This is a genomic window from Corynebacterium sp. LaCa_282 (assembly GCF_057198125.1).
This window is the reverse complement of sequence record NZ_CP191095.1, coordinates 310,896-335,426: the sequence shown is the minus strand read 5'-3', so window position 1 is coordinate 335,426 and position 24,531 is coordinate 310,896. Positions and strand designations below refer to the sequence as shown.

Here is a 24,531-nt window from a genome sequence, read left to right as displayed (position 1 = left end):
GAGGAAGCCGGGTGCACTGCGTTCTCCTTCTCGCTCGACAAACTCGACTGCGTACGCGCTACGTACGAATGAAACTGAGCACTTCTGCGCGCGAGGCGGCGTTATTTTTAAACCCGCCGCGTACCGCGGAGGTCGTTGTGGTTGCGCCCGGCTTACGGATGCCGCGCATGGCCATGCACAGGTGCTCGCACTCGATGACCACGATGACGGATTGGGCCTCGAGAACATTAACGAGCGCATCGGCAATCTGCTGGGTCAGCCGCTCCTGGACCTGCGGGCGCTTGGCATACATATCCGCCAGGCGTGCCAGCTTGCTCAGCCCGGTCACATGCCCGTCCTTGCCGGGGATATAGCCAATATGCGCCACCCCATAAAACGGCACGAGGTGGTGCTCGCAGGTGGAATAAATCGGGATATCGCGCACCAGGACCAGTTCCTGGTGGTCCTCCGCGAAGGTCTTGTGCAGTACCTCCGTCGGATCCTCATGCAGGCCGGCGAAGACCTCCCGGTAAGCGCGGGCCACGCGTGCCGGGGTCTCGCGCAGGCCTTCGCGGTCAGGGTCCTCGCCCACGGCAAGGAGCAACTCGCGAACGGCCGCCTCCGCGCGCTCCTGGTCATACGGTGCTCGAGCGGGCACCTGCTGGTTATCAGTGTGATTTTCAGACATGCACGTACTTCTTACTCTTCGTCATCGCGCGGCTTTTCCGCATCGCGCGCGTAGGGGTTATCGCGGCGGGAAGACTCATTCCAGCCTGGGGTGAACCATTGGCTGGTTTCTCCCTCTGGCTTGTGGTGCTTACCCCTGCTTTCCGATGCCGAATCCGCTCGCCCTTCCCCACCGTCGCGGTCCCCGCGGTCGTGGTCGCCGTGGTTCTCGCGGTCGTTCCGGTCGGCGTGGTCGCTCCGATTCTCGCGGTCCGCGCCGCGGCCATCGCTACCGGTGCCGTGGCCGCTGCGGTTTTCGGAATCGCTGCCACCGCCGTGCAGCTCGCGCACCGTTTCCGGGTCCACGTAGTCGCCGGCGTGCTGGCCAAAGTTAAAGCCAACCTCGCCCTTGAGCTCTTCGCCGGCGAGGCGGCGCTCGCGGGCTGCACGGGAGGCATCGAGAAGCGTCATGCGTTTGGGAAGTTCCTCGCCGCGCTCCTTGGCCAGCTCGACCGGGGTCTTGACCGGCGCGTAACCAATCTGGCGCGGGAAGCGATCGTCTTCGCCGGGGAAGACATCGTAGGCATCGCGCGGGACGATGCCGTCGAAGATGCTCTCCAGATCCGGCCGGCGCAGGGTCTCCTTCTCAAGGAGGGCCTCGGCCAGCTTGTCCAGGAACTCGCGGTTGGTGCGCAAGATGTCGTAGGCCTGCTCGTGCGCGCGCTCGAGGAGGTAGCGCATCTGCTCGTCGATCTTGGCGGCAACGTCATCCGAATAATCGATGGAGCCGCCGCCCCCGCCCATGTGGCTGAACGGATCGCCCTGCTCCTGGCCATACTTGACGGTGCCCAGGTCGGGCGAAAAGCCGTATTCCGTCAGCATCGCGCGGGCGATCTTGGTGGCGTTCTCAATATCGGAGGACGCGCCAGTGGTGGGAGCACCGAAGACCAATTCCTCGGCGGCGCGGCCGCCCATGGCAAAGACCAAGCGGGAAAACAGCTCATCGCGGGTGTACATGCCCTTGTCGTCTTCCTGCGAGGTCATGGCGTGACCACCGGTGCGACCGCGGGCCAAGATGGTGACCTTGTACACGCGCTCGATATCCTTCAGCGCCCACGCGGACAGGGTGTGGCCGCCCTCGTGGTAGGCGGTGACCTTCTTCTCGTGCTCGGAGATGATCTTGCCCTGGCGCCGTGGCCCGCCCACCACGCGGTCGGTGGCCTCTTCCAGCGCGTCGTAAGTAATGACGTTGCCGCCGATGCGGGCAGTGAGAAGCGCGGCCTCGTTAAGCACATTGGCAAGGTCCGCACCGGACATGCCGGCGGTGCGCTTGGCCAGCTGCGCCACATCGACCTCTTCTGCCAAGGGCTTGTCCTTGGCGTGCACTCGCAGGATCTGCTCGCGGCCGGCCAGGTCCGGGTTGGTGACCGGAATCTGGCGGTCGAAACGGCCCGGGCGCAGCAGCGCCGGGTCCAAAATATCGGGGCGGTTGGTGGCTGCAATGAGGATAACGCCCTCGCGGTCGCCAAAGCCGTCCATCTCCACGAGCAGCTGGTTCAGGGTCTGCTCGCGCTCATCGTGCCCGCCGCCGGTACCGGAACCGCGCTGGCGGCCCACAGCATCGATCTCGTCCACGAAGATGATGCACGGGCTGTGCTCCTTGGCCTGCTTAAACAGGTCGCGCACGCGGGAGGCGCCGACGCCGACGAACATCTCCACGAAGTCCGAACCGGAGATGGAATAAAACGGCACGCCGGCCTCGCCCGCAACGGCGCGGGCCAACAGGGTCTTACCGGTACCCGGAGGGCCATAGAGCAGCACGCCGCGCGGAATCTTCGCGCCCAAGTCATGGTAGCGCGTCGGATCCTCCAGGAAGTCCTTGATCTCCTGCAGCTCATCCACGGCCTCATCGGCGCCGGCAACGTCCTCAAAGGTATTGGTCGGCATATCTTTGGTCAGCTCCTTGGCCTTGGAGCCGCCGATGCCGAACATGCCGCCGGCACCCTGCTGCATGCGGGACATGAGCCAGAACAGCAGGCCGAAGAGGATGATCATTGGCAGCAGGAAGCTGAGCATAGAGCCCAAGAAAGATTCCTGGGTGACGTTGGTCTCGTACTTCTCCGCACCCGAATCCTTGACCGCATCAAAGACCTGCTCCGAGGCGCGCGCGGGGTACTGAGACACGATCTCTTCTACGCCCTCGCGCTCTTCTACCGTGATTTCATCCTTGAGCTTGATGCGCAGGCGCTGCTCGCGGTCATCAATTTCTACCTCGTCAACGTTTTTATCCTGCAGCTGTTTTAAGGCCACGGAGGTATCCGCATCCACGTATCCGCGGGTCTCGTTGCTAAAGAACGTAAAGGCGTACAGCGCTACGAGGATCAGCGCCGCAATGCCGCCGTAGCGAAGGAGTTTATTGTTTTTCATTACTGCGCGATTTTAGTTGGTGGTATAGACATCAGGGTGAAGGGTGCCCACAAAGGGCAGGTCGCGGTAGCGTTCCGCGTAGTCAAGGCCATAGCCAATGACGAATTCATTGGGGATATCAAAGCCCACATCGAGCAGATCGATCTGTGCCTTGACCACTTCCGGCTTGCGCAACAAGGTCACCACGTTGAGCGACTTCGGATTGCGCCCCTGCAGGTTCCGGATGAGCCAGGACAGGGTCAGGCCCGAGTCGATGATGTCTTCCACGATGACCACATCGCGCCCGGCGATATCGCGGTCCAAGTCCTTCAAGATGCGCACCACCCCAGAAGAAGACGTGGAGGCGCCATACGAGGAGACGGCCATAAACTCCAGCTCCGAGGGAATGGATAGCTTGCGCGCGAAGTCCGTCAGGAAAAAGGCCGCACCCTTTAATACGCAGACCAAAAGCAGGTCTTGCTCGGCGTCGGCATATTTCTCAGATACCGCATCCGCCAGCTGCTGGACGCGGTCTTTAATTTCCTCTTCCGTGATGAGGATTGCTTCTACATCGTCTCCGTAGCGGTTTGCGGGGACGGCGAAGTCTTTCTTGTCGTGCACGTGTGCGCTCCTTTAATGACCAGACAATAGTGCCAGTTTGCCACCTATACGTGCTACTTCCAACCTTTGCCCCGCCTGCCGCGCCGAACTCACAGCCACCGGCCCTTGTCCGTGCCAGTTGGTACACAGCTTGCCGATGCCCCCAACCCCCTCCCTCGTCACCTTCACTCCCCGCTCGATGAGCCAGGTCGCAATAGCGCGCCGGCGTCGCGGCTCCGGCAGCGCGGCCAATTCCGCGCAGTCCGCGGTGGCCGCCGTGGCGAGGTATTCTTCATCGCGCGCGGTATCCATCGCCGCTTGCGCCAGCGCCGGCACCGCATCGCCGCCGATGACCCGCGATAGCTCCGGGATAATCTCCCGGCGCAGCGCTACCCGAAGAAAATCCGTATCCGCATTCTGCGGGTCCTGCCATGCCTCCAGCCCCAGCTCTGCGCATGCGCCCTCCGTATCCGCACGGCGCACCTGCAGGAATGGCCGCACTACCCGCGCGCCTTCCACTATTGCCCGCTCGGGCATGCCAGTTACCCGCCCGCGCAGGGCGCCAAGGAGGAGTGTTTCCGCTTGGTCATCGGCCGTATGCGCCACGGCAATCTCCAGCGACCTTCCTCCCCTGCGCGCGGCTGCAGACATCGCCCGGTAACGCTCTTGCCGAGCCACCGCTTCCATCGAGTTTCCGCCTTCCTCCGGCACTTGCACTGTCAGCACCCGTGCCCGTGCGCCCAAGCTTTCCGCTTGCCGAGCGGCCTTTTCAGCCTGCGCATGCGAACCGTCCTGCAAGCCGTGGTCCACACACAGCGCGAGCACGTCATGGCCCTCCGCGATCATGGCCGCGCACAGCGCCAAAGAATCCGCACCGCCGGATAGCCCCACCGCCACGGTGTGGTCCATCCGTGCTGCACGGACCGCCCGCCGACACGCCAAAAAATGCGGCGAGACCCGCGGCCAAAACGGCGTTACTCCAGGCTGTGGGCTCATTTAGAACTCGTGCAGCGCCGCGGCGAGATCATCTTGGGCCGAACGCGCCGCCATAATCTCGCCATCATTGACCAAGAACGCAAAGGAATACACGCGCCCGGATTGGCCTTGCGCGGTACCCGCCAGCGCGGATACTCCCGTCAATGTGCCGGTCTTTGCCCGGACAAACCCGCGCGCCGCAGACTCCCCATAGCGCTCGTGCAACGTGCCATCACCGCCCGCCACCGGCAAATACGCCGCCAAGGGGCGCAGCTGCGGTTCTTCGACCGCGCCGTTAACAATCTCCGCCAGCACGCTCGCGCTCAAGCGGTTATCTACCGAAAGACCCGAGTTGTCCTTAATATCCACACCGCTGACATCGAATCCGTTCTCGCGCAGCACGTCTAGCGTGGCTTGGGTATCGGCCTGGAAGCTGGGCTGTTTGCCGCGGGCATCGGCAAGCTCGCGGGCGATAGCCTCCGCCATGACGTTATCGGAATGCCGCACCATCTCCAGCGCGCGATCGCTTAGGGGTGCCGACTCGACGCTAGCTAGCTCCTCCGCGCCATCCGTCACCGTGCCCGCGGCGAATTTATCCGTGCCCAGGCGCTTGGCCAACTCTCCCGCGACATCAAGGGCCGGGGTGTGGCTGCGCGGAACATCGCCCTCCGTGGCGCCAATGCGCCCGCCGTACAGCATGGCCGGCTCCATGGGCGCGACGAAGCCCTCATCCACGTTCTCCGGATCCCAGCCCGGTGCCTGCGGCTCGCCCGCCCACGCAGAGGTATCGATGTACACGCCCGCCACCTGGGTGCCGGTCTTTTTAATCTGGTCCGCGAGGTCATCGAGCTGCTCGTTGGTCATCCAGACATCGCCAGCCGCCTTGATCACCACGTTGTTCGGGTCCTTGCCGCGGTAGACCTTGGTGGTAATCCGCTTGGACTCATCCAGGGCCAGCGTTGCCGCGGCGGTGGTCAGCACCTTCGTCGAGGAAGCCGGGGTCAGCGCCTTATCCGCAGCGCGCTCCCACACCACCGTGCCGGTCTCACTATCGATGACCTGCCCGCCAAAGGTGGCCAAATCCTCGTTCTTGCCCAGCTCATCGAGCTTCGCGCTGAGCGCCGCAAAATCCACGTCCTGCGCCTTAGCCGGCTGCAGGGGCTTTTCCGGGGCCTGCACCGTTTCGACCTCGCCATGCGAAAGATCACTGTACTCGCGCTGGATGCTAACCCCCAGCGCAGCCGTGCCCCCGACCGCCGCCGTGACCATCAGCGCGGTTACTGACCACCAAACCTTCTTTGCTTTCATCGCCACTAACCCTAGCGCGGATGGTCGACGCGCTAGACTATTGACAGTAATTAATACCCAATCCCACATGGAGGACATCGCTGTGAGCGTTGAAGTAACCATTGAAATCCCAAAGGGCTCCCGCAATAAGTACGAGGTGGACCACGAGTCCGGCAAGGTCTACCTGGACCGCTACCTGTTCACCCCAATGGCCTACCCCGCCGACTACGGCTTCATCGACCACACGCTTGGCGAAGACGGCGACCCCCTCGATGCCCTCGTCATCCTCCCCGAGCCCGTTTTCCCCGGCGTCATCGTTGAAGCCCGCATCGTCGGCGTGTTCAAGATGACCGACGAGGCCGGCGGCGACGACAAGCTGCTCGCCGTCATCGATGACCCGCGCTGGGAGCGCTACCAGGACATCGACGATGTGGAACAGCACATCAAGGACGAAATCGAGCACTTCTTCGTGCACTACAAGGACCTCGAGCCCAACAAGGAAGTTTCCGGTTCCGGCTGGGGAGACAAGGCTGAGGCCGAGAAGATTCTGGAAGAGGCCAAGGCTCGTCTGAAGTAGGTCGCGGAGTTTGCGGGGGGCTTCGGGGGCTCTTAGAGCTCGGCCCGCGCTTTTGCGGGGCCGAGCTCGGCGTTTTAGGGCCGTGAAGTCTGTTTTGAGGCCCAGCTGATGCGTTTTTGCAAATAGGCCGCGGAAACCGCGGGGTTTGAGGCCGCTATTTGTTAAAACGCATCAAGATCGCATCAAACCGCTTCAAGAACGCATCAAACCGCATCAAACAAGCGCCCAACCGCGCCACACAACCTTCGCTTCGGGGGATCGAGGGATACGAATGGAAATTTTTCGGGGGAAAAGTGCCGCTCAGCAAGCGGTACGCCACGGCGCCGTCCGGATCGCGAACGGCTTCTGCCTGTCGGAGGATCCGACGCCGAACCAACTCGCGCGCATCATGAGCGAGCAATGGCCGGATTGCGCGCTCGACGGCTACTCGGCGGCGCTCAAGCACGTCGATAAGCCGCTGCGCTTTCCGCTGGCGTTCCTGCGCAGCTCATCGCTGCCGTCGAGTAAGTATTTCACCTCCCGGCGCGCCCGGCCAAAGGGCGCGTTGACCTGGGACGGCGTCACCGTGTGCAATCCACTGCAGGCGGTCGAGGCGATGCCGGAGGATGATGCGGTCGCCTTCCTCGAGGACTTTTACTCCGGCAAGGACGGACTCCAACGGCTGGAGCTGAATAAGCTGGACTACCAGCGGTTTCCGCGCTCGGTAAAGCGCGCTTTAGACAGGGCGATCATCGGCACGGATAGCGTGCCGGAGCGCCAGTTAACGCGCGCCCTCGCGCCGCATTTCACGGTGCAGAACAACATAAAAATAGGCCCCTACCACTGGGATTTGGTGATTAAGGAGCACAAAATAGCCATCGAGGTCGATGGCTATGCCTACCACCGGGGAGAAAATCGCCGCCAGTTTGAGTTGGACCGGCACAAGCTTAACGATGCCGTCCATCGCGGCTGGAAGCCCCTCCACTTCACCGCGACGACGATCGACCACTACCCGGATTTCGTGGTGCAGCAGGTAATGGCCACGGCAAAGAATAAGCGACCCTTTGCGCGTCCTCCCTGGCAGTGGCACCGCTTGTGGCGGCATAAAAGCGCGCGGCGCTGAAGCAAGGCTGGCTCAACAGCTGACCAGCGCAAGGCCGGGCATAGGCCCAGCCGGGCCAGAGTCTGGGCCAGGGCCAAGGCCAAAACCCCAGAACCACAGCCCGGCGCGCCCGAGGAAACCGGCTATTCCTTGCGGCGGCCACTGCGGAGAACGTGACCGCGCAGGGGCTCGACGAGCGCGATGGCGAGGAAAGTCACCGCCCAGCCCACGGCGAGGAAGCTGAAGGAAATGAGGAGCCGTTCGGCGAGGTCGACGCCTTCGTCCCAGACGATGCTCAAGAACATTGTGCCGGCGATGCCGGCACCGAAGAGGAAACCGAAGATACTGAGCGCGACGATGGGTCCCATCACGGCGAGGGTGTTCGCGCGGAATTGGAAGCGGCGCGGCACGCCCATCAGGTCAAGGGAGCGAATGAGTTCTTTGTCCTCGAAGGCGGACGATACTTGGCCGAGGAAGATGGACATGCTGGTCAGCGCGAAGCCGAAGAGCAAGGTCAGGACGACCCCGGTGGAGACGTCTCGGAACACGATGCCCGTTTCTTGTTCTTCTTTCAGAGCGGTGGCAAGCGCATCGGTGCCATTGGGCGAGCCCATCAGGAAGCCGGCGAGGAAGCCGAAGAAGCCGATGGCCGCGCTTTGCCGCCAGGCGCGGCGGGCGTTGGCGCCCACGCGCTGGCAGGCTACGAGGTGCGCGGTGCCGGGGAGCAAAGCCAAAAGGCGCGCGCCGAGTTGCAGGAGGTAGGGCGCGACCAGGTTGATGCTCATGATCACCGCGAAGAGCGGGACGACCATGGAGATTTCGGGGGTACCGGATTGGCCTTTGAGCAGGACACCGCCGACGATGACGATGAGGAGGAAGGCGATGAGGCGCCACCATCGGAAAGCGGCGGGCATCTGGCGTTTAGCCACGCCGAGGGGGCTGACGCGCACGCGCCACATGCCAGCAAGGGCCGCGGCGAGGGCGAGGAGGAAAAGGACTGCGGCCACCGCGAGGTATCCCCACCAGGGCAGGATGATTTCCTCGAAGGCGACGGGGCGGTCCTGGAATTTCACGTGCGTGAAGACGGGGGCGATGAGCACGCTGATGAGCCAGCCCAGCACGATGCCGATAAGCGCTTGGATGCCGGTCTCCACGGCGGCCATGCGCTCAACTTGGTGGGAGCTTAGGCCCAAAAGGCGGAGGGTGGACAGGCGCTGTTCCCGGCCGGAGGCGCCGAGGACGGCGGCCTGCGCGGTCAGGTTGAAGAGTGCGGGAACGATGAAGGCGCAGGCCATGAGCGCGAGGACGAACCAGGGCATGAAGTAGTTTTCCGGGTTTTCGCCGGCGGCGGCGCGCAGGGCGGGCACGGCGTCTTCTGGGTGATGAACGCGCTGCCAGAACATCCAGGTGCCGCCGGCGACGAGAAAGGCGATGGCAGAACCCAGCGTCAGGCTCACGATGGCCAGCACGCTGACAATGCCCGCACCGGAGCGGGCACGGACGGATTCGCGTTGGAGGCTGAGGACTAGGGTCGCGGTGTTCATGGCTGCACCCCCAGGCGGCGGTCATCGTGAATGATGCCGTCGCGGATTTCCACGCGGCGCTGCATCCAGTCCGCCACCTTGGGGTCATGGGTGACCATGACCAGGCTGGCGCCGGATTGGCGCACGGTGGTGGTCAGCATCTGCATGACCTCGTGGCCGGTGGCTTGGTCGAGGGCGCCGGTGGGTTCATCGGCAAAGACGACGCCGGGGTTGGCCACGAGGGCGCGGGCGATGGTCACGCGCTGGGCCTGGCCGCCGGAGACTTGGGCGGGGCGGCGGTCCGCAAGGTCGCCGAGCCCCAGCTGGTCGAGCAGTGACAGCGCCTTCGTGCGGGCCGCGCGCCGGCCCATGCCGTTGAGCATCGCGGGCAGCGCGACGTTGTCCAGGTTGGTCAGCTCAGGCAAAAGCTGGCCGTCTTGGAAGACGAAGCCGAAGTGGCGGAGGCGGGTGCGGGAGCGGGCGGCATCGGAAAGCGTGGAGATGTCTTCGTCACCGAAGTGGACGCTGCCGTCGGTGGGCGTGAGCACGCCGGACATGCAGTGCAGCAGCGTGGATTTGCCGGAGCCAGAGGGCCCCATGATGGCGACGAGCTCGCCCGGGGTGATGTCCAGGGTGATGCCGGCCAGCACGGGGCCGCCGCCGAAATCCTTCGTGATGTCGTGGAGGGAAAGTGTCTGTGTCATGCTGTTCATTTCACCGTGCCGGGCGCGCTATTCCTACAGCGCTAAGGATACTTTCCGGGTAGTGCTAGCTTTACCCCTGCCTGGGGCGCGCGCGATTAGGCTTGGGGGCGTGATTTTCAGCAAGAAGCAGGCCACCAGCAATGAGGAGCAGCAGGCGCGGGTCATCGCGGAGCTGACGGCCTCGCGCCGCGCGATTGCGGATGCCTACGAGATAGAGCGCGCCCGCATCGAGCGCGATCTGCACGATGGAGCGCAGCAATATTTGGTGGCGGCAAGCATGAAGCTGGGCGAGGCCCTGCTGGATGCCACCGGGGCCGAGGCCGAGCTGCTGGAGGCCGCGAAGCGGGACGTGGACCGCGGCCTGCGTTCGCTGCGCGCGACGGTGCACGGCATTCACCCACAGGTCCTCCAGGATCACGGTTTGGTGACCGCGCTTGCCGATGCCGCCTCCGCCCACGGCCCCCACGTCAGCGTCTACGCCCCACACCCGTTGCCGCGGCTTTCCGCCAGCGTGCTGGCCTGCGGTTATTTCTTTGGCACCGAGGCGCTGACCAATGCCGCCAAGCACGCGCCCGGCGCGCCGGTTTCGGTGCTCATCACCTCGGATGCGGCGCTGCGCATCTCGGTTGTGGATGAGGGCCCGGGCGGAGCGCAGGTGGAGCCGGGGCGCGGGCTGGCCGGCATGGCCGAGCGGCTCGCAGCCTTTGGCGGGAAGATGTCGCTGTCCTCGCCAGACGGCGGGCCAACGCGGGTAAGGTGCACGATTCCGCTCCTTTTGGAGCGCGGGCAGACGGGAGTATCAGCATGAATGAATTGAGGATTGTGATTGCGGATGACTCCGCGATCCTGCGCGAGGGGCTCGCCGGGCTCTTGGAGCGTCGTGGCCACGAGGTTGTGGGCAGGGCGGGAACGGCGGTGGAGCTGGAGGGGGTCATCGGCAAGCTGAGTGCCCAGTTGCCGGATGTGGTGATAACGGATGTGCGCATGCCTCCGGAGATGGGCGATGATGGGCTGAAGGCTGCGGTGGCGCTGCGCCGCGCCTATCCGGGCCTGCCGGTGATGGTGTTATCGCAGTACGTGGCGCCGGCGTATGCGGTGGCACTGTTTGATTCCCCGGATGCGGGCACCGGGTATCTGCTCAAGGATCGCGTCTCTGAGGTGCGCGATTTCCTAGCCAGCCTGGAGGTGGTGGCCCAGGGCGGTACGGTCATCGATCCGACGGTGGCGCAGGCGCTCATGCGCTCTGGGCGCAGCGGGTTGGGCGAGCTCAGCCCCCGCGAGCGCGAGGTCCTGGAGCTGATGTCGCGCGGGAAGTCCAATAAGGATATCGCCGCCGAGCTGGTGCTATCCAATGCCGCGGTGGCCAAACACGTGTCCAATATCTTTACCAAGCTGCGCCTGGACCCCAGCGAGGATAACCGCCGCGTAAAGGCAATCTTGCAGTACCTGTCCGCGGCCACCTACGGCGGCTAGTGCGCGGCACGTAGACTGCGGGGTATGCAAAACGTACAACCCACCGAAGTTCCAGCAGGCGCGCAGCTTATCGATGTGCGCGAAAACGACGAATGGGCCACCGTGCATGCGGAGGGTGCCGCCCATATTCCCATGAGTGAGATAACGGGTCGCATCCAGGAAATAGACCCGGACCGCGATATTTATGTCATCTGCCACTCGGGCGGGCGAAGCGCGCAGGTCTGCCAGTACCTGGAACACGCCCTGGGCTGGGACGTTATTAATGTCGAGGGCGGTACCAGCCAGTGGGAGGCTGATGGCCTGCCGGTTATCCGCGATTAATTGGCCTTTACCCATCTTTTGAGATTATGATGATGGTATGTCTTCCACTAATAATTCCGGCATACCAACCTCCCTGCTCGAATCCCCGTCCTTCCAGCTAGAGCGCCTGCGCCGCCGCACCCGCGATGGCGTCGAGGCGGCCCTGCAGACCAAGCAGACCACCATCCGCGAATTCTGGGTGCTTACCTGCCTCGTGGAGGCGGATGCCGCCTCCCAGTCCTTCCTTTCTGAGACCTTGGCCATCGACGCCTCCGATATGGTGCGGCTCATTGATGCCCTCGAGGACCGCGGCTGGGCCAAGCGCGAGCGCGATCCCAAAGACCGCCGCCGCCAAATCGTGGCGTGCACCAAGAAGGGCACCAAGACCCACAAGGATCTGGCGGAGCTTGTCGCCAACGCCGAGGATGACGCGCTCGACGTATCCACCAATAAGCAGCTCAAGCACCTGCGCAAGCTGGCCAAGGCCATCATCGCCGCGGACGAGGACGAGGCATAAGGATGGACGAGCCCGAAGAGTGTAGTAGACCTAGCGTCCCGCAGCAGTACCTCCTGCGCGATTTGGCTCCGCGCCCGCGCACGTTGTGGGACATCATCACCACCACCGCGGAGATCCACCCGGAAGCCGCCGCGCTTGACGATGGCGAAATCATCACCTACGCCGAGCTCGTCCACGAGGTCCAACTGTGGGCCACAGAGCTGCACGTCAATGGCGTGCGCCGCGGCGATCGCATCGGCATCCGGATGACGTCTGGCAAGCGGGATCTCTACCTCGCCATCCTGTCCACTCTGGCCGCCGGTGCGGCCTACGTGCCGGTGGACGCGGACGATCCGGATGAGCGCGCGGAGATGGTCTTTGGTGAGGCCGATATCGATGGCCTGTTTAGCGATGAAGGCTTCCGCTTCCTGCGCGAACACCCGCGCCACGCGGCCGAGGGCGTCGAAGCCCCGCGGCCCGAAGACACCGCGTGGATCATCTTTACCTCCGGATCCACGGGCAAGCCGAAGGGCGTGGCCGTCAGCCACCGCTCGGCGGCCGCCTTCGTGGACGCGGAGGCCAGCCTCTTCCTCATCGATCACCCCCACGGCCCGCTCGGCCCGGAAGACCGCGTGCTAGCCGGGCTTTCCGTTGCCTTCGACGCATCCTGTGAGGAAATGTGGCTGGCCTGGGGCCACGGCGGCTGTCTGGTCCCGGCCCCGCGTTCCTTGGTGCGGTCCGGTATGGATCTCGGACCGTGGCTCATCCGGCGCGATATTACCGTTGTCTCCACGGTTCCCACCCTGGCGGGCCTGTGGCCTGCGGAGGCGCTGGATAATATCCGCCTGCTCATCGTCGGCGGCGAGGCCTGCTCCCAAGAATTGGTGGACCGCCTGGCCACCGAGGACCGCGAGATGTGGAATACCTACGGCCCCACGGAGGCCACCGTCGTCGCCTGTGCGCAACGGATGATTCCAGGGCGCGCGGTTTCGATCGGTTTGCCGCTGAATGGGTGGGATTTGGTGGTCATCGATAAGCAGGGCCGCCCGGTAGCCCTGGGTGAAACCGGTGAATTGGTCATCGGTGGCGTGGGCCTGGCAAGCTACCTGGATCCGGAAAAGGACGCGGAGAAATACGCACCACTGGAGTCCATGGGTTGGCAGCGCGCCTACCGCACCGGCGACCACGTGCGCTTGGAAGAAGATGGCCTGTACTTCGTGGGCCGCGTGGACGACCAGGTAAAAATCGGCGGGCGCCGCATCGAGCTGGGCGAGGTCGACGCGAACGTCGCCGCGCTGGATAACGTCTATAATTCCGCCGTGGCCGTGCAAAAGACCCCAGGCGGCGAGTCCGTGCTGGTGGGCTATGTCTCGCTGGACGATGAATCGCGCGGCTTTAACCACGGTGTAGCCCACGAGCGCCTGGCCGAAACCATGCCGGCCGCCCTGGTCCCGCGCATCTGCGTGATGGATGAGCTGCCCGTGCGCACCTCTGGCAAGGTGGATAAGAAGGCGCTGCCGTGGCCGCTGCCCGGCGTCGGCGTGGCATCGACCACGCTGACTGAAACCGAAAAGTGGCTGGCAGAACTCTGGGTCGAGACCCTCGGCATATCGGTGGAAGACGAAAACGCCGATTTCTTCGACCTTGGCGGAACCTCCCTAGCCGCAGCGACGCTAGTAGGCCACATTCGCGAGCGCTACCCCACCGTGGCCGTGCGCGATCTTTATGACCACCCGCGGCTCGGCTCACTCGCGGAGCTCATCGCCGGTGCGGAACCGCGGCCCACCGCGGAACAGCAGGCACCGCTGCGCGAGGTCACCCCGGTGGGTACTAAGACCAGGTTGGTACAAACGCTCATTCAACTTCCCGCCATGGCCTTGGCTGCCACGAGCTGGCTGGCTTGGCTCATGCTGGGCTCTACCGCAGCCTCCGCGCTGGGCGTGGAGTGGGCGCAGTCCTTTCCGTGGTGGGCGGTCATCGCGCTCGTCCTTATCTTTGCCACACCGCTGGGGCGCATCCCCCTCGGCGGCTTTGGCGCGCGCCTGATTACCGCGGGCATCACGCCTGGCGATTACCCACGCGGTGGGTCTACCCACCTGCGCATCTGGGCCGCTGAACGATGGGCCGATGCCTCGGGTTCGCGCTCCATTGCGGGTGCTACCTGGGTCAATAACTATGCCCGCGCCCTAGGGGTAAAAATGAAGCGCGGGGTGGATCTACACTCGCTGCCACCAGTGACGGGCCTGCTCACCTTGGGCAAGCACGCCGCAGTGGAACCGGAGGTCGATCTCACCGGCTACTGGCTCGACGGCGACGTGCTCCACGTCGGCGCCATCGATATCAAGGAAGGCGCCCGCGTGGGCGCGCGCTCCACGCTGCTGCCCGGCACCGTGGTGGGCAAGTACGCCCACGTGGAGGCGGGTTCCACCGTCACCGGCCGCAAGAAGATCAAGGACGGCCAGCGCTGGTCCGGTTCACCCGCCAAGAAGGTGGGCCGCTCCAAGCACCGCTTCCCATCTAAGCCGCCCAAGCGCCGCCCCTGGTGGGTGGCCATTTATGGTGCTACCTCCCTCTTCTTGGCAGCCCAGCCGCTTATCGCGCTTGTCATTGCCGCAATCGTGGATCTGGTGCTGGTTCACGCCACGTCTGGCAATCGCTATATCGGCACAGTCCTCTTCGCTCCCCTCGCGGCGCTCGTGGCCTTCGCCACCTATATGCTGCAGACCTGGCTGGGGGTGCGCGTGCTGTCTATCGGGATATCGCCGGGCGTAAACCCGGTGCGCTCTGCAGCCGGCTGGCGCCTATGGGCCATCGAGCGCCTCATGGATGAGGCCCGCACGCAGCTCTTCCCGCTGTACGCCTCGCAGCTCACCCCGCGGTGGCTGCGCGCCTTGGGTGCGCGCATTGGCAAGGACGTGGAGATTTCCACCGCCGTGATGATCCCCGCGCTCACGGACGTCAAAGACGGCGCCTTCCTTGCCGATGACACCATGATCGGCGGCTACGAGCTCGGCGGCGGCTGGATTCACTCCGGCGAGGCCAAGGTGGGCAAGCGCTCCTTCGTGGGCAACTCCGGCATCACCGCACCTGGGCGCAAGCTTTCCAAGAACTCGCTGGTCGCCGTGCTGTCCTCCACCCCGAAGAAGACCAAGTCCGGCGCCAACTGGTGGGGCTCCCCGCCAGAGCGCATGCGGCGTGTTGCCGCGCAGGTCGATGCCCCCGCCGAGTCCGCCGAGGCCCTGACCTATAACCCGGGTTTTAAGCTCAAGGCCGCCCGCGGCATCGTGGAGACCATGCGCCTGCTCGCGCCGATGTTCTCGGCCATGCTGCTCGCCGCCACCCTGGGGACGCTGTATTACCTGCTTGCCGATGTCGGCTTCCCCACCACCTGGGCCCTTTCCGGCCTCGTGCTCATGGCGATGGGCGCTATCGCCATGGCTGTGACCATCGCCGTGAAGTGGATCTGCGTGGGCACCCACAGCGCGGCCGACCACCCGCTGTGGAGCGCCTTCGTCTGGCTCAACGAGTTGCAAGACACCTTCGTAGAGGTCGTCGCCGCCCCGTGGTTCTTCCAGCACACCTACGGCACAGGAGAGATCAACCTGGGTCTGCGGGGCCTGGGAGTGGACATTGGCAAGGGCGCCTGGATCGATTCCTATTGGTTCCCCGAAACCGATCTCTGCCACGTCGGTGCCGGCGCCTCCGTGGGCCCTGGCACCGTGGTGCAGACCCACCTATTCCAAGACCGCGTGATGAGCCTGGATACCGTCACCATCGAGGCCGGCTCCACGCTCGCCTCCCACTCGGTAGCGCTACCCGCCTCGCTCATAGGTAAATCCAGCACCGTCGGCCCCGGCTCGCTGGTCATGCGCGGCGATCGCGTCCCCGCCAATGCCACCTGGCAGGGCAACCCCATCGAGCCGTGGGGATAGACCACGCCTGGATCCGGAGTTATGTAAGCAAAAGACCCCTCCTCAGCCAAGCCGCTGAACGGTTGACCACCACGAGGAGGGGAATACTATACCGAGTATAATCGGACGTGCCGCCTCAATCAAAAATATTTTTAAAGAGCCTTTAAGTTGGTAGCCATGAGTAGTAAACGGATTAAAAAAGAGTGGTTATCAGAAAACAGGTTGGAGCCCTACCTTACAAAAACTGGTGGATCCACAGATAAGGCTTTTGAGCTCTACGAACTCGATCGCCACCTTAGTGCTTCCCTTTTTCATGAGATAGCCTTCATCGAAGTAGCATTACGTAACTCAGTTTCTGGATATCTCAGCTCCGAATACGGAGATGATTGGTATTGCAAGCTCGAGATGGGGTTCGATAAACGGGTTCGAGACAATATCACAGAAGCATGGAATAGCCTGCCAACAGACTTCACCAAGAATACCGAACGAAGCAAAAGGCTGGGAGGACGGGTCATTGCTGCTTCCATGTTTAGAACTTGGACAAATATCCTCGATACAGGAGGCTCCACGGGCTTACCAGCCCCTTTCAACAATGCTGATCATGACAGAATTTGGTCCCGCCAAGCCTTAATTTCTGTCTTTCCAGGTGCGAATTCAGTAGCTCGGAAGAAAGATCCTGAATTTTCCACTCACGGTCTGACCCGTAAGTGGGTTCATTCCAAAATCCTCGAGATAAAGAAAATTAGAAATAGGGTTGCGCATCACGAGTCTGTAGTCCTTCGCGGCATCCCTGTCACGGGCACAGATACTCGATTACGGCCTAGAGAATGCCACGAGGCCTGCCAAGATGTAGCAGCGATGTTGGACCGTGATTTAGCCTCTTACCTCACGGAAAACCTGCCCACAACAGCAATTCTCACCGAGTTGGACACCTTCTACGCAAGTCTAAATAATTCAAACAAATCATAAATGACCCACCTTCCCTAGGCCGCTAAAGCCTAAGTACCAACCCAACGACAGGGAAAGCAGGTCATTGTGTGCCGGGCCTATTAAACCCGAGACACGCTATCTTCTACACGTGGCGGTCCAGCCAATCCACAACGGTATCGAGGGCCTGATCAGCGGCGGGCTCGTTAAATACCTCGTGCTTCTGGCCCTCCCAGTTGATGTATTCCACATCTTCAGAGGAAATGGAGTTGTACCAGTCCTGGGAGAAGTACGGCGGAACAATGCCGTCCTTGGTGCCGTGCATGATAAGCGTCGGCGCGGTGAACAAGTCCGCATTGACGGCATCATAGGTTGCAATAGCACCCAGCTGCAGCGCGGTACCGGCGCTGGTCTTTTGCGCGATGAGCGGGCTGGTAGCGTACTCGTCCTTGACGGCCTGGCTGGTAGAAATGCCCTCCGTGAAGGGGTTCGACAGCATAACCTTCTTGGAAAGCTCCGGCGACTGCGCACCAATGTGGGTCCGGTGCGGGATCAGGTTCTGCGCGTAGTTGGCGTTAAAGCTGGTGATATCCGCCAGCGGCAAGCGCTCGAACAGGGTGGGGTCGAGCTGCTTTTGCACCTCAGAAATTTCTTCTGGGGTGACGGTCTGGCCGGTTGCCTTCTTACCGGAAAGGTTCAATGGTGCACCGCCACCATTGGTGATGATGCCATCGACCTTGCCAGGCTCACGGATACCGTACGCCTGAACAGTCAGCGAGCCCATGGAGTGACCCAACAGGAAGGTCTTTACATCGGGGTGCTCGCCCTTGGCCATATCGACGACGCGGTCGAAATCATTGAGGATGTACTGGAAGTTATCAATGTGACCCAGCGGCGTGCTGCCAGACGCAGACTTGCCGTGTCCGCGGTGGTCCAGGCGGTAGACGTTGTATCCGGCATCCAGCAGGCGCTTGGCCACGTAGTCATAGCGACCAGAGTGTTCGGAGACACCGTGGGCCAATACGACATTGCCGCGCGGGTTTTCTACCAGCTGCTTGCGGTAGTAGATCTTCACGCCTTCGCCATCGTGGCTATCAAAGTAGCCGTCTTCATCGGCGATCTGTTTATCAGACACCGTCGAGCGGCCAAGCACGTCGGTCTTATCGGCCGCTGCCTCAGCGGCTGGTTCGCCGCCACCGGCAAATGCGGTAGCAGTAAGCGTTCCCGATACTGCAATCGGTGCCATGGATACAGCGGTAGCGGTAGCCAAGACGCACAGTTTCTTCCTTATCATGTACATACTCCTTAGATGTGGGTTATACCACGCATACGGGCAAGATGACTCTTAGGTCACCCTAATAGTAGTTTCCCGGGGAACGTAACTCAAAAAGTTTTTATTTATAGCTACAGATTCCCTAATAAATATCCGTATAAGTCAGGTCCTCGCCACAGCTACGATTCAGCCGTAAAAACCACAGACACAGCAAAGCGGGAAGACCGATTATTACGTTCTTCCCGCTACAAAAGGAGCTAAGACTTAAAGCTACTAATCACCAATCTGGTCGCGCCCACGCTTAACAATGTTCGAGTCCGGCTCCCCTACCAACTCATGATCCTTGTTGGTGTACTCGAACTTCGAGAGCACATAGCGCATCGCGTTGACGCGTGCACGCTTCTTGTCATTGGACTTGATGGTAATCCACGGCGATTCTTCCGTATCCGTATAGCGGAACTGCTCTTCCTTCGCGCGCGTGTAGTCATCCCACTTATCCAGGGAAGCCAGGTCCATTGGCGAAAGCTTCCACTGGCGCACTGGGTCAATCTGGCGGATGGCAAAGCGCGTGCGCTGTTCCTTCCTAGTAACCGAGAACCACAGCTTGGTCAGCGAGATACCCGATCCTAAGAGCATATTTTCTAGCATGGGGACCTCACGCAGGAACTCTGCGTGCTGGGACTCTGTACAAAAGCCCATGACCCGTTCCACGCCGGAACGGTTGTACCAGGAGCGGTCAAAGAATACGATCTCTCCTGCGGCGGGAAAATGCTCGATATAGCGCTGGAAGTACCACGACGTGGATTCGCGCGGTGACGGCTTCTCCAAAGCCACGGTGCGCGCACCACGGGGGTTCAGGTGCTCATTAAAGCGCTTGATAGTGCCACCCTTGCCGGCAGCATCACGGCCCTCAAATAGGATGATATGGCGCTGACCGGTTTCCTTAGTCCAGTTCTGCCATTTCAAAAGCTCAATCTGCAACGAGCGCTTAATAGTGTCGTATTCATCACGCGTCATGCGCTCGTCATAAGGATAATTCTCACGCCACGTCTCCACGGGAGAACCATCCGGCATGATCAGCGACGGATCGTCTTCATCCGCTCCATCGACGACAAAGCCGTCCGTCTTTGCAAGGTCAATCTCAGGGAGTTCGTCGTCTTTAATATCAGCCATGCACTTAGTGTAACCCGTTCGATGGCTTCTAGCGCGCCAAAAGGCAACGCCGCCCCTGCATACAGGTATATAAAACAGAAAACGAAAAATGACCTGCCCCAAACGGGACAGGTCATTCTACTTCAGGAGCTTTATAAGCTCACTTTAGAAGGCTGTTCTTACTGGAACATGCCGAGCAGCTTGGAAGCAGCGTCAGCGATGTTCAAGAACGGTTCGAACGCCTTGTAGATAGCCTCACCGAAGGTGTAGAGGTTAGAAGCAAAGGAAGAAAGTTGCTCTTGCATTGTGTCTCCTTAAAAAGAATTAAATTAGAATTCGTATACGTTCTGGTGGCTGGAACCAGCGAAGAGCGGGAAGTTGGAGCTTACCGCACCGAAGCTCTCCTTACCAGTGGTGACGAGGGAGTGAACAGCCTCGACAATGTTGTGCCACTGGGTCCAAGTGGTAACGAAGTTGTCCAGGTGCATCTGGATGGTGGAGAGATCCATAATTGAACTCCTAAAGTATGTCCGAAGCTTTCTGCCCCGGAGGGGTTTGCAGTTTGCAGACACCCTCAGTGGGCGTCACAAGAGATATTTTGGCACAACTTCGATTGAAAGCAAGTCCACTTCGCGGAAAATTTTCGCCTTTTTCGACTTGCACTGAAATGGTCCTGTTTTTTATATAGATACGCGATGGAATTTATGACGTCCAGACAAAGCTGTGAGCTGCGGTTTTAGTATTCCCGCACCGCGATTTAGTTAATTTCGGGTGAACACTGTAACACCCGAGGGTGCAAATACCGATATACATAACTCTCTAATGTCTGTAGACGCAGCCAAAATTTTCTTGCGCCTATCGCCCGCTCCAGTACCCACATCGGGGGGGTATTGTGACGTATGTGGCTGATGTTATCAGGTAAGGGGACACTTATTTAGCCTCAGTCACCTAGTTTTCGGCGCTCCATGAAGAAGCTGTCATGACTCAAGAAAGACGCCAATGACTAGCATTTTCGTCGTTTATGCCGCGATTCAACGAAATTTCATCGTTGCAGTAACACGACAAGCGCACAGAATGCCTTAGACACGCCGAAGCGCCCCACCATTGTGCGGTATATGCACATTGAAGGGGCGCATTGACACTTACCGTGCCTCCGCTAAGGCCTTGACACGTATACCTCTTATATCGCCTGAGAGGCGTATATAAGGGCTATACGGCAGGCTTTCTAGGCTCTTAGCCTAGAAGCCCATGCCGCCCATAGCGTCAGCGTCAGGCATAGCGTTATTGGAGCCGGCAGGCTCTGGCTTATCAGCCACAACGGCCTCGGTGGTCAGGAACAGTGCAGCAATGGATGCAGCGTTCTGCAGTGCGGAGCGGGTGACCTTAACCGGGTCGTTGATGCCGGATTCCATGAGGTTGACGTACTCACCGGTGGCGGCATTGAGGCCCTCGCCGGCGGGCAGGCCGGAGACTTTGTCGGCCACGACGCCAGGCTCGAGGCCAGCGTTGTGAGCGATCTGCTTCAGCGGTGCAGACAGTGCCTCGCGGACGATCTTTACACCGGTTGCCTCATCGCCTTCGGCCTCGATGGAGTCAAGAACGGAAGCGGCCTGCAGCAGGGCAACGCCACCGCCGGCAACGATGCCTTCTTCCACGGCTGCCTTGGCGTTACGCACGGCATCCTCGATGCGGTGCTTGCGCTCCTTGAGCTCAACCTCGGTGGCGGCACCGACCTTGAGCACGGCCACGCCGCCGGAGAGCTTAGCCAGGCGCTCCTGCAGCTTCTCGCGGTCGTAATCGGAATCGGAGTTCTCGATCTCGGCGCGGATCTGCTTGATGCGGCCATCGATCTGCTCCTGGGTGCCAGCACCCTGGACGATGGTGGTCTCATCCTTGGTCACAACGACCTTGCGTGCCTGGCCCAAGTACTCGAGCTCGGCGGTCTCAAGGGAAAGGCCGACCTCTTCGGAGATGACCTGGCCGCCGGTCAGGATGGCCATGTCCTGCAGGGTGGCCTTGCGGCGGTCGCCGAAGCCCGGAGCCTTCACGGCAACGGACTTGAAGGTGCCGCGGATCTTGTTGACCACAAGGGTGGACAGGGCTTCGCCCTCAACATCCTCAGCAATGATCAGCAGTGGCTTGCCGGACTGCATGACCTTCTCCAGCAGCGGAACGAGGTCCTTGATATTGGAGATCTTGGAGGAGACCAGCAGGATGTATGGATCCTCCAGGACTGCCTCCTGGCGCTCCATATCGGTGGCGAAGTAGCCGGAGATGTAGCCCTTATCAAAGCGCATACCCTCAGTAACCTCGAGGTCCACGCCGAAGGTATTGGATTCTTCCACGGTGATAACGGAGTCCTTGTTTACGGAACCGTTGCCCACGGTGTACATAGCCTCGGCGATCTTCTCACCGATTGCTGGGTCCGCAGCGGAAATACCAGCGGTGGTAGCGATCTGCTCCTGGGTTTCTACTTCCTTAGCGGAAGACAGCAGGGAGTCCACAACCTTCTTGGTTGCGGTCTCGATGCCGCGCTTGATGCCCATGGGGTTGGAACCAGCGGCTACGTTGCGCAGGCCTTCGCGGACGAGTGCCTGTGCCAGAACGGTTGCGGTGGTGGTGCCGTCGCCGGCGACGTCATCAGTCTTCTTGGCAACTTCCTTGACCAGCTCGGCGCCGATCTTCTCGTAGGCATCCTCGAGTTCGATTTCGCGAGCGATGGAAACGCCGTCATTAGTAATGGTCGGTGCGCCCCAGGACTTTTCCAGGACGACGTTGCGGCCCTTAGGTCCGAGGGTGACCTTGACTGCGTCAGCCAGAGTATTCAGGCCGCGCTCAAGGCCGCGGCGGGCCTCTTCATCAAAAGCGATAATCTTTGCCATAGTGTTTGTGCTCCTTGGATTTATTGAGGACGACACTCACGTCTTTCTCGCTGCGGACGCCCGCGACGGCATGGCTGGTGAGTGTGGACCAACCTCAACCACAACGATGGAGATTTATCTAGCACTCATTCTGTGCGAGTGCTAACGACTATTCTGGCACTCTCCTACCCCGACTGCAAGGTGCAACGCGCTTGCCTCTAGCGATCTGGCACCTCCCGCAGAGGCACCAGATGCATGCGTACATATCCGTATATATAAGGAGTGGCCCGATGAGGGCCACGCGTAAACGGGACTAGCGATTGTCCGCTCGGGCCTTGTCAGGGGTCTCGGTCTGCTCAGGGGCTTGCACCTTGCGCGCGGTCCAGCGGTAGATGAAGCTGAGCGCCGCGATAAATAGCACGATGCCGAGCACCGTCGCGGAGGTACCGCCGGAAAAGACCTCCAGCGGGCTATCCCCGCCGGAAGCGGCGATAATGGCGGCGTTGACCACGCCGAAGAGGGACTCGCCCACGATGAGACCGGTGGCCAGAAGCGTACCCATGCGCTTGGCAAAATCCGGGCGGGATTGGCGTGCGGCCCACTTGTTATAGAAGGTACCCAGGATGGCGCCGATGGGAATGACGACGGTGAGCGCGGCCGGAAGATACATGCCCATGCCAACAGCCAGTGGGGACAGCGACCCCTTGGAGGTGAACTTGTGCAAGCACTCATCCACGACAATAAGGACGGCGCCAATGCCCATACCGGTAAAGATAAGGCTCCAGTTCAGCGAGTTTTCAAAAATGCCGGAGGCCACCGAGGACATCAGGGCGGCTTGTGGGGCAGCAAGGGCATCCTCGCCGGCGCCTTCCATACCCTGGAAACCGAATCCGGTGAGCATGAGCTGCAGGATGGGCGGGATCACCAGGGAGCCGAAGACCACGCCGATGATCAGCGCCACCTGCTGTTTCCACGGGGTAGCGCCAACCAGCTGGCCGGTCTTTAAATCCTGCAGGTTGTCATTGGAAATGGTGGCGATGCCAAAGACGATGGCCGCGGTAAAGAGCGTATAGGCCACCAGGGAGAGCGGCTCCGCGCTGCTGCCGCGGGTCACGGCCGCGATGACTAACGATGCAGTAAGCACCGCGATCACGCCAATGGAGGAAATCGGCGAGTTGGAGGCACCGATCAAACCAGCCATATAACCGCACACGGAGGCAATGATTAGGCCCACCAGCAGGGTAAAGACCACAGAGACGGTAATGAGCACCACCATGTGATCATGAATATCGGTACCTTGCACGAAGTCCCAGAGCAATAGCGCGATGGGCACCATCAGCACCACAATCGTGGTCACAACGTACGGGAACGGGATATCGCGCTCGGTCACATCGACCGAGCCGCCGGATTTGCGGGTGCGCGATGAGGCCAAGGACTGGCGAATGCCCACCGTGATGGGGCCTGCGATCTTGATAAGCGTCCAGATAGCGGCGATGGCCATGGTGCCCACGCCGATGAAGCGGATGTCATCGGCGAAGGTGGGATCGACGACATCGGCTAGCGCGGCAGCAGAGCCCACATCGCCGGAAGTGCGGATGGGCAGCAGGACGAAGTAGGAGATGACCACGCCGACCAGCATCGCAATACCCACCGGCAGGCCCACCAGGTGGCCGACGCCAATGAGAGCGGTGGACAGGCTCGCGCCCAGCGTGGTGGCACCGGAGCCGAGCTTGAAATAGGTAGAAACCTCAGCGGCCGCGGCCTTCATCGAGGTCAATAGTGCCATCGCGGCGGAGACCAAGCCGCCGACGACGATAACGCGCAAGCCCTTGGCATTCTCCCCGTGACTGGCGCCGTCGCCGCTTTCATCACCAACCCGGAGGACCTCCGCGGCGGCAACGCCTTCCGGATAAGGAAGATCGGAGCCGGTCACCAGCGCGCGGCGCAGCGGGATGGAATACATCACGCCCAGCACGCCGCCGATGATGCAGACGCCTGCGGTTTTGAAAAATCCGAAGCCCTGCCAATAGCCCACCATGACCAGGCCGGGCAGGACGAAGATGATGGCGGACAACGTGCCTGCGGCCGAGGCAATGGTCTGCACAATGTTGTTTTCTTTGATGTTGTGCCCGGCAAACCGGCGCAACACCGCCATGGAAATCACGGCGGCGGGAATGGAGGTGGCAAACGTCAGGCCCACCTTCAGGCCCAGGTAGACGTTGGCGGCGGTAAAAATGAGGGTAATCAGGCCACCGATGATGACCCCGCGCAGGGTCAACTCGGGCAGGCTGGCCTGCGAACCGGCGGCGGGAGCTTGCGTAGACGCCATGCCAGGTCCTT

The 24,531-nt window shown here is 61.5% G+C and carries 21 protein-coding genes; 8 read left to right on the top strand and 13 right to left on the bottom strand.

Annotated elements, in window-relative coordinates:
* Positions 1-58: 58 nt before the first annotated feature.
* The 5 genes from folE to dacB all read right to left on the bottom strand — a co-directional run bounded on the left by folE (position 59) and on the right by dacB (position 5,934).
* Entirely contained in the window at positions 59-667 is a 609-nt protein-coding gene (folE, locus tag ACP8KU_RS01485; protein ID WP_005284855.1) for a GTP cyclohydrolase I FolE, read from the bottom strand.
* Positions 668-678: 11 nt separating this feature from the next.
* Positions 679-3,072 carry an ATP-dependent zinc metalloprotease FtsH gene (gene ftsH / locus ACP8KU_RS01480; protein WP_484483865.1) on the bottom strand — a complete coding sequence of 798 codons (2,394 nt, stop codon included), beginning with the start codon at positions 3,070-3,072 and terminating at the stop codon, positions 679-681.
* Between the two features lie 12 nt (positions 3,073-3,084).
* Positions 3,085-3,672, bottom strand: coding sequence for a hypoxanthine phosphoribosyltransferase (gene hpt, locus ACP8KU_RS01475; protein WP_005284864.1), 588 nt, complete (start codon positions 3,670-3,672; stop codon positions 3,085-3,087).
* A gap of 12 nt (positions 3,673-3,684) precedes the next feature.
* The gene (gene tilS, locus ACP8KU_RS01470) at positions 3,685-4,560 is read right to left on the bottom strand and encodes a tRNA lysidine(34) synthetase TilS (protein ID WP_484483864.1); all 876 of its coding nucleotides are present in this window, start codon (positions 4,558-4,560) and stop codon (positions 3,685-3,687) included.
* Positions 4,561-4,647: 87 nt separating this feature from the next.
* Positions 4,648-5,934: a D-alanyl-D-alanine carboxypeptidase/D-alanyl-D-alanine endopeptidase gene (dacB, locus tag ACP8KU_RS01465; RefSeq protein WP_484483863.1), complete on the bottom strand. Its 1,287-nt coding sequence runs from the start codon at positions 5,932-5,934 to the stop codon at positions 4,648-4,650.
* Between the two features lie 82 nt (positions 5,935-6,016).
* Between dacB and ACP8KU_RS01460 the strand changes: the two genes are divergently transcribed.
* Together ACP8KU_RS01460 and ACP8KU_RS01455 are read left to right on the top strand one after the other, a co-directional pair.
* Positions 6,017-6,490, top strand: coding sequence for an inorganic diphosphatase (locus ACP8KU_RS01460; protein WP_035108560.1), 474 nt, complete (start codon positions 6,017-6,019; stop codon positions 6,488-6,490).
* Between the two features lie 271 nt (positions 6,491-6,761).
* Entirely contained in the window at positions 6,762-7,592 is an 831-nt protein-coding gene (locus ACP8KU_RS01455; RefSeq protein ID WP_484483862.1) for an endonuclease domain-containing protein, read from the top strand.
* Between the two features lie 122 nt (positions 7,593-7,714).
* Here the strand turns inward: ACP8KU_RS01455 and ACP8KU_RS01450 are convergent, their stop codons facing one another.
* Both ACP8KU_RS01450 and ACP8KU_RS01445 read right to left on the bottom strand, forming a co-directional pair.
* A complete protein-coding gene (locus ACP8KU_RS01450; protein ID WP_284629072.1) occupies positions 7,715-9,115 on the bottom strand; it encodes an FtsX-like permease family protein in 1,401 nt (466 codons plus the stop codon).
* Entirely contained in the window at positions 9,112-9,798 is a 687-nt protein-coding gene (locus ACP8KU_RS01445) for an ABC transporter ATP-binding protein (RefSeq protein ID WP_484483861.1), read from the bottom strand. Before ACP8KU_RS01445 ends, ACP8KU_RS01450 begins: the two co-directional genes overlap by 4 nt.
* Here ACP8KU_RS01445 and ACP8KU_RS01440 point away from each other — a divergent pair.
* From ACP8KU_RS01440 to ACP8KU_RS01415, 6 genes are all read left to right on the top strand, one after another.
* Positions 9,797-10,606 (top strand): sensor histidine kinase, encoded by an 810-nt coding sequence (locus tag ACP8KU_RS01440; protein ID WP_484483860.1) that lies wholly within the window; start codon positions 9,797-9,799, stop codon positions 10,604-10,606. The two genes, ACP8KU_RS01445 and ACP8KU_RS01440, sit on opposite strands and share 2 nt — an antisense overlap.
* Positions 10,603-11,271: a response regulator transcription factor gene (locus ACP8KU_RS01435; protein WP_284896548.1), complete on the top strand. Its 669-nt coding sequence runs from the start codon at positions 10,603-10,605 to the stop codon at positions 11,269-11,271. Before ACP8KU_RS01440 ends, ACP8KU_RS01435 begins: the two co-directional genes overlap by 4 nt.
* Before the next feature lie 24 nt (positions 11,272-11,295).
* Positions 11,296-11,592 carry a rhodanese-like domain-containing protein gene (locus ACP8KU_RS01430; protein WP_484483859.1) on the top strand — a complete coding sequence of 99 codons (297 nt, stop codon included), beginning with the start codon at positions 11,296-11,298 and terminating at the stop codon, positions 11,590-11,592.
* A gap of 37 nt (positions 11,593-11,629) precedes the next feature.
* Positions 11,630-12,088, top strand: a complete 459-nt coding sequence (locus ACP8KU_RS01425; RefSeq protein WP_005284892.1) for a MarR family winged helix-turn-helix transcriptional regulator — start codon at positions 11,630-11,632, stop codon at positions 12,086-12,088.
* Positions 12,089-12,090: 2 nt separating this feature from the next.
* Positions 12,091-15,999: a Pls/PosA family non-ribosomal peptide synthetase gene (locus ACP8KU_RS01420; RefSeq protein WP_484483858.1), complete on the top strand. Its 3,909-nt coding sequence runs from the start codon at positions 12,091-12,093 to the stop codon at positions 15,997-15,999.
* Between the two features lie 156 nt (positions 16,000-16,155).
* The gene (locus ACP8KU_RS01415; protein ID WP_023029258.1) at positions 16,156-16,947 is read left to right on the top strand and encodes an Abi family protein; all 792 of its coding nucleotides are present in this window, start codon (positions 16,156-16,158) and stop codon (positions 16,945-16,947) included.
* Between the two features lie 103 nt (positions 16,948-17,050).
* On the opposite strand, the gene ACP8KU_RS01410 is transcribed toward ACP8KU_RS01415, so the two are convergent.
* The 6 genes from ACP8KU_RS01410 to ACP8KU_RS01385 all read right to left on the bottom strand — a co-directional run bounded on the left by ACP8KU_RS01410 (position 17,051) and on the right by ACP8KU_RS01385 (position 24,520).
* The gene (locus ACP8KU_RS01410) at positions 17,051-18,199 is read right to left on the bottom strand and encodes an alpha/beta hydrolase (RefSeq protein ID WP_284898121.1); all 1,149 of its coding nucleotides are present in this window, start codon (positions 18,197-18,199) and stop codon (positions 17,051-17,053) included.
* Between the two features lie 252 nt (positions 18,200-18,451).
* Entirely contained in the window at positions 18,452-19,351 is a 900-nt protein-coding gene (gene ppk2 / locus ACP8KU_RS01405; protein WP_023018007.1) for a polyphosphate kinase 2, read from the bottom strand.
* A 158-nt stretch (positions 19,352-19,509) separates the two neighbouring features.
* Positions 19,510-19,635, bottom strand: coding sequence for a hypothetical protein (locus tag ACP8KU_RS01400; RefSeq protein WP_005279473.1), 126 nt, complete (start codon positions 19,633-19,635; stop codon positions 19,510-19,512).
* A gap of 24 nt (positions 19,636-19,659) precedes the next feature.
* Positions 19,660-19,839 carry a hypothetical protein gene (locus tag ACP8KU_RS01395; protein ID WP_005279472.1) on the bottom strand — a complete coding sequence of 60 codons (180 nt, stop codon included), beginning with the start codon at positions 19,837-19,839 and terminating at the stop codon, positions 19,660-19,662.
* Positions 19,840-20,568: 729 nt separating this feature from the next.
* Positions 20,569-22,212, bottom strand: coding sequence for a chaperonin GroEL (gene groL, locus ACP8KU_RS01390; protein ID WP_005279471.1), 1,644 nt, complete (start codon positions 22,210-22,212; stop codon positions 20,569-20,571).
* Positions 22,213-22,504: 292 nt separating this feature from the next.
* On the bottom strand, positions 22,505-24,520 hold the full coding sequence (locus ACP8KU_RS01385; protein ID WP_484483857.1) for an OPT family oligopeptide transporter: 2,016 nt from the start codon (positions 24,518-24,520) through the stop codon (positions 22,505-22,507).
* Positions 24,521-24,531 lie beyond the last annotated feature (11 nt).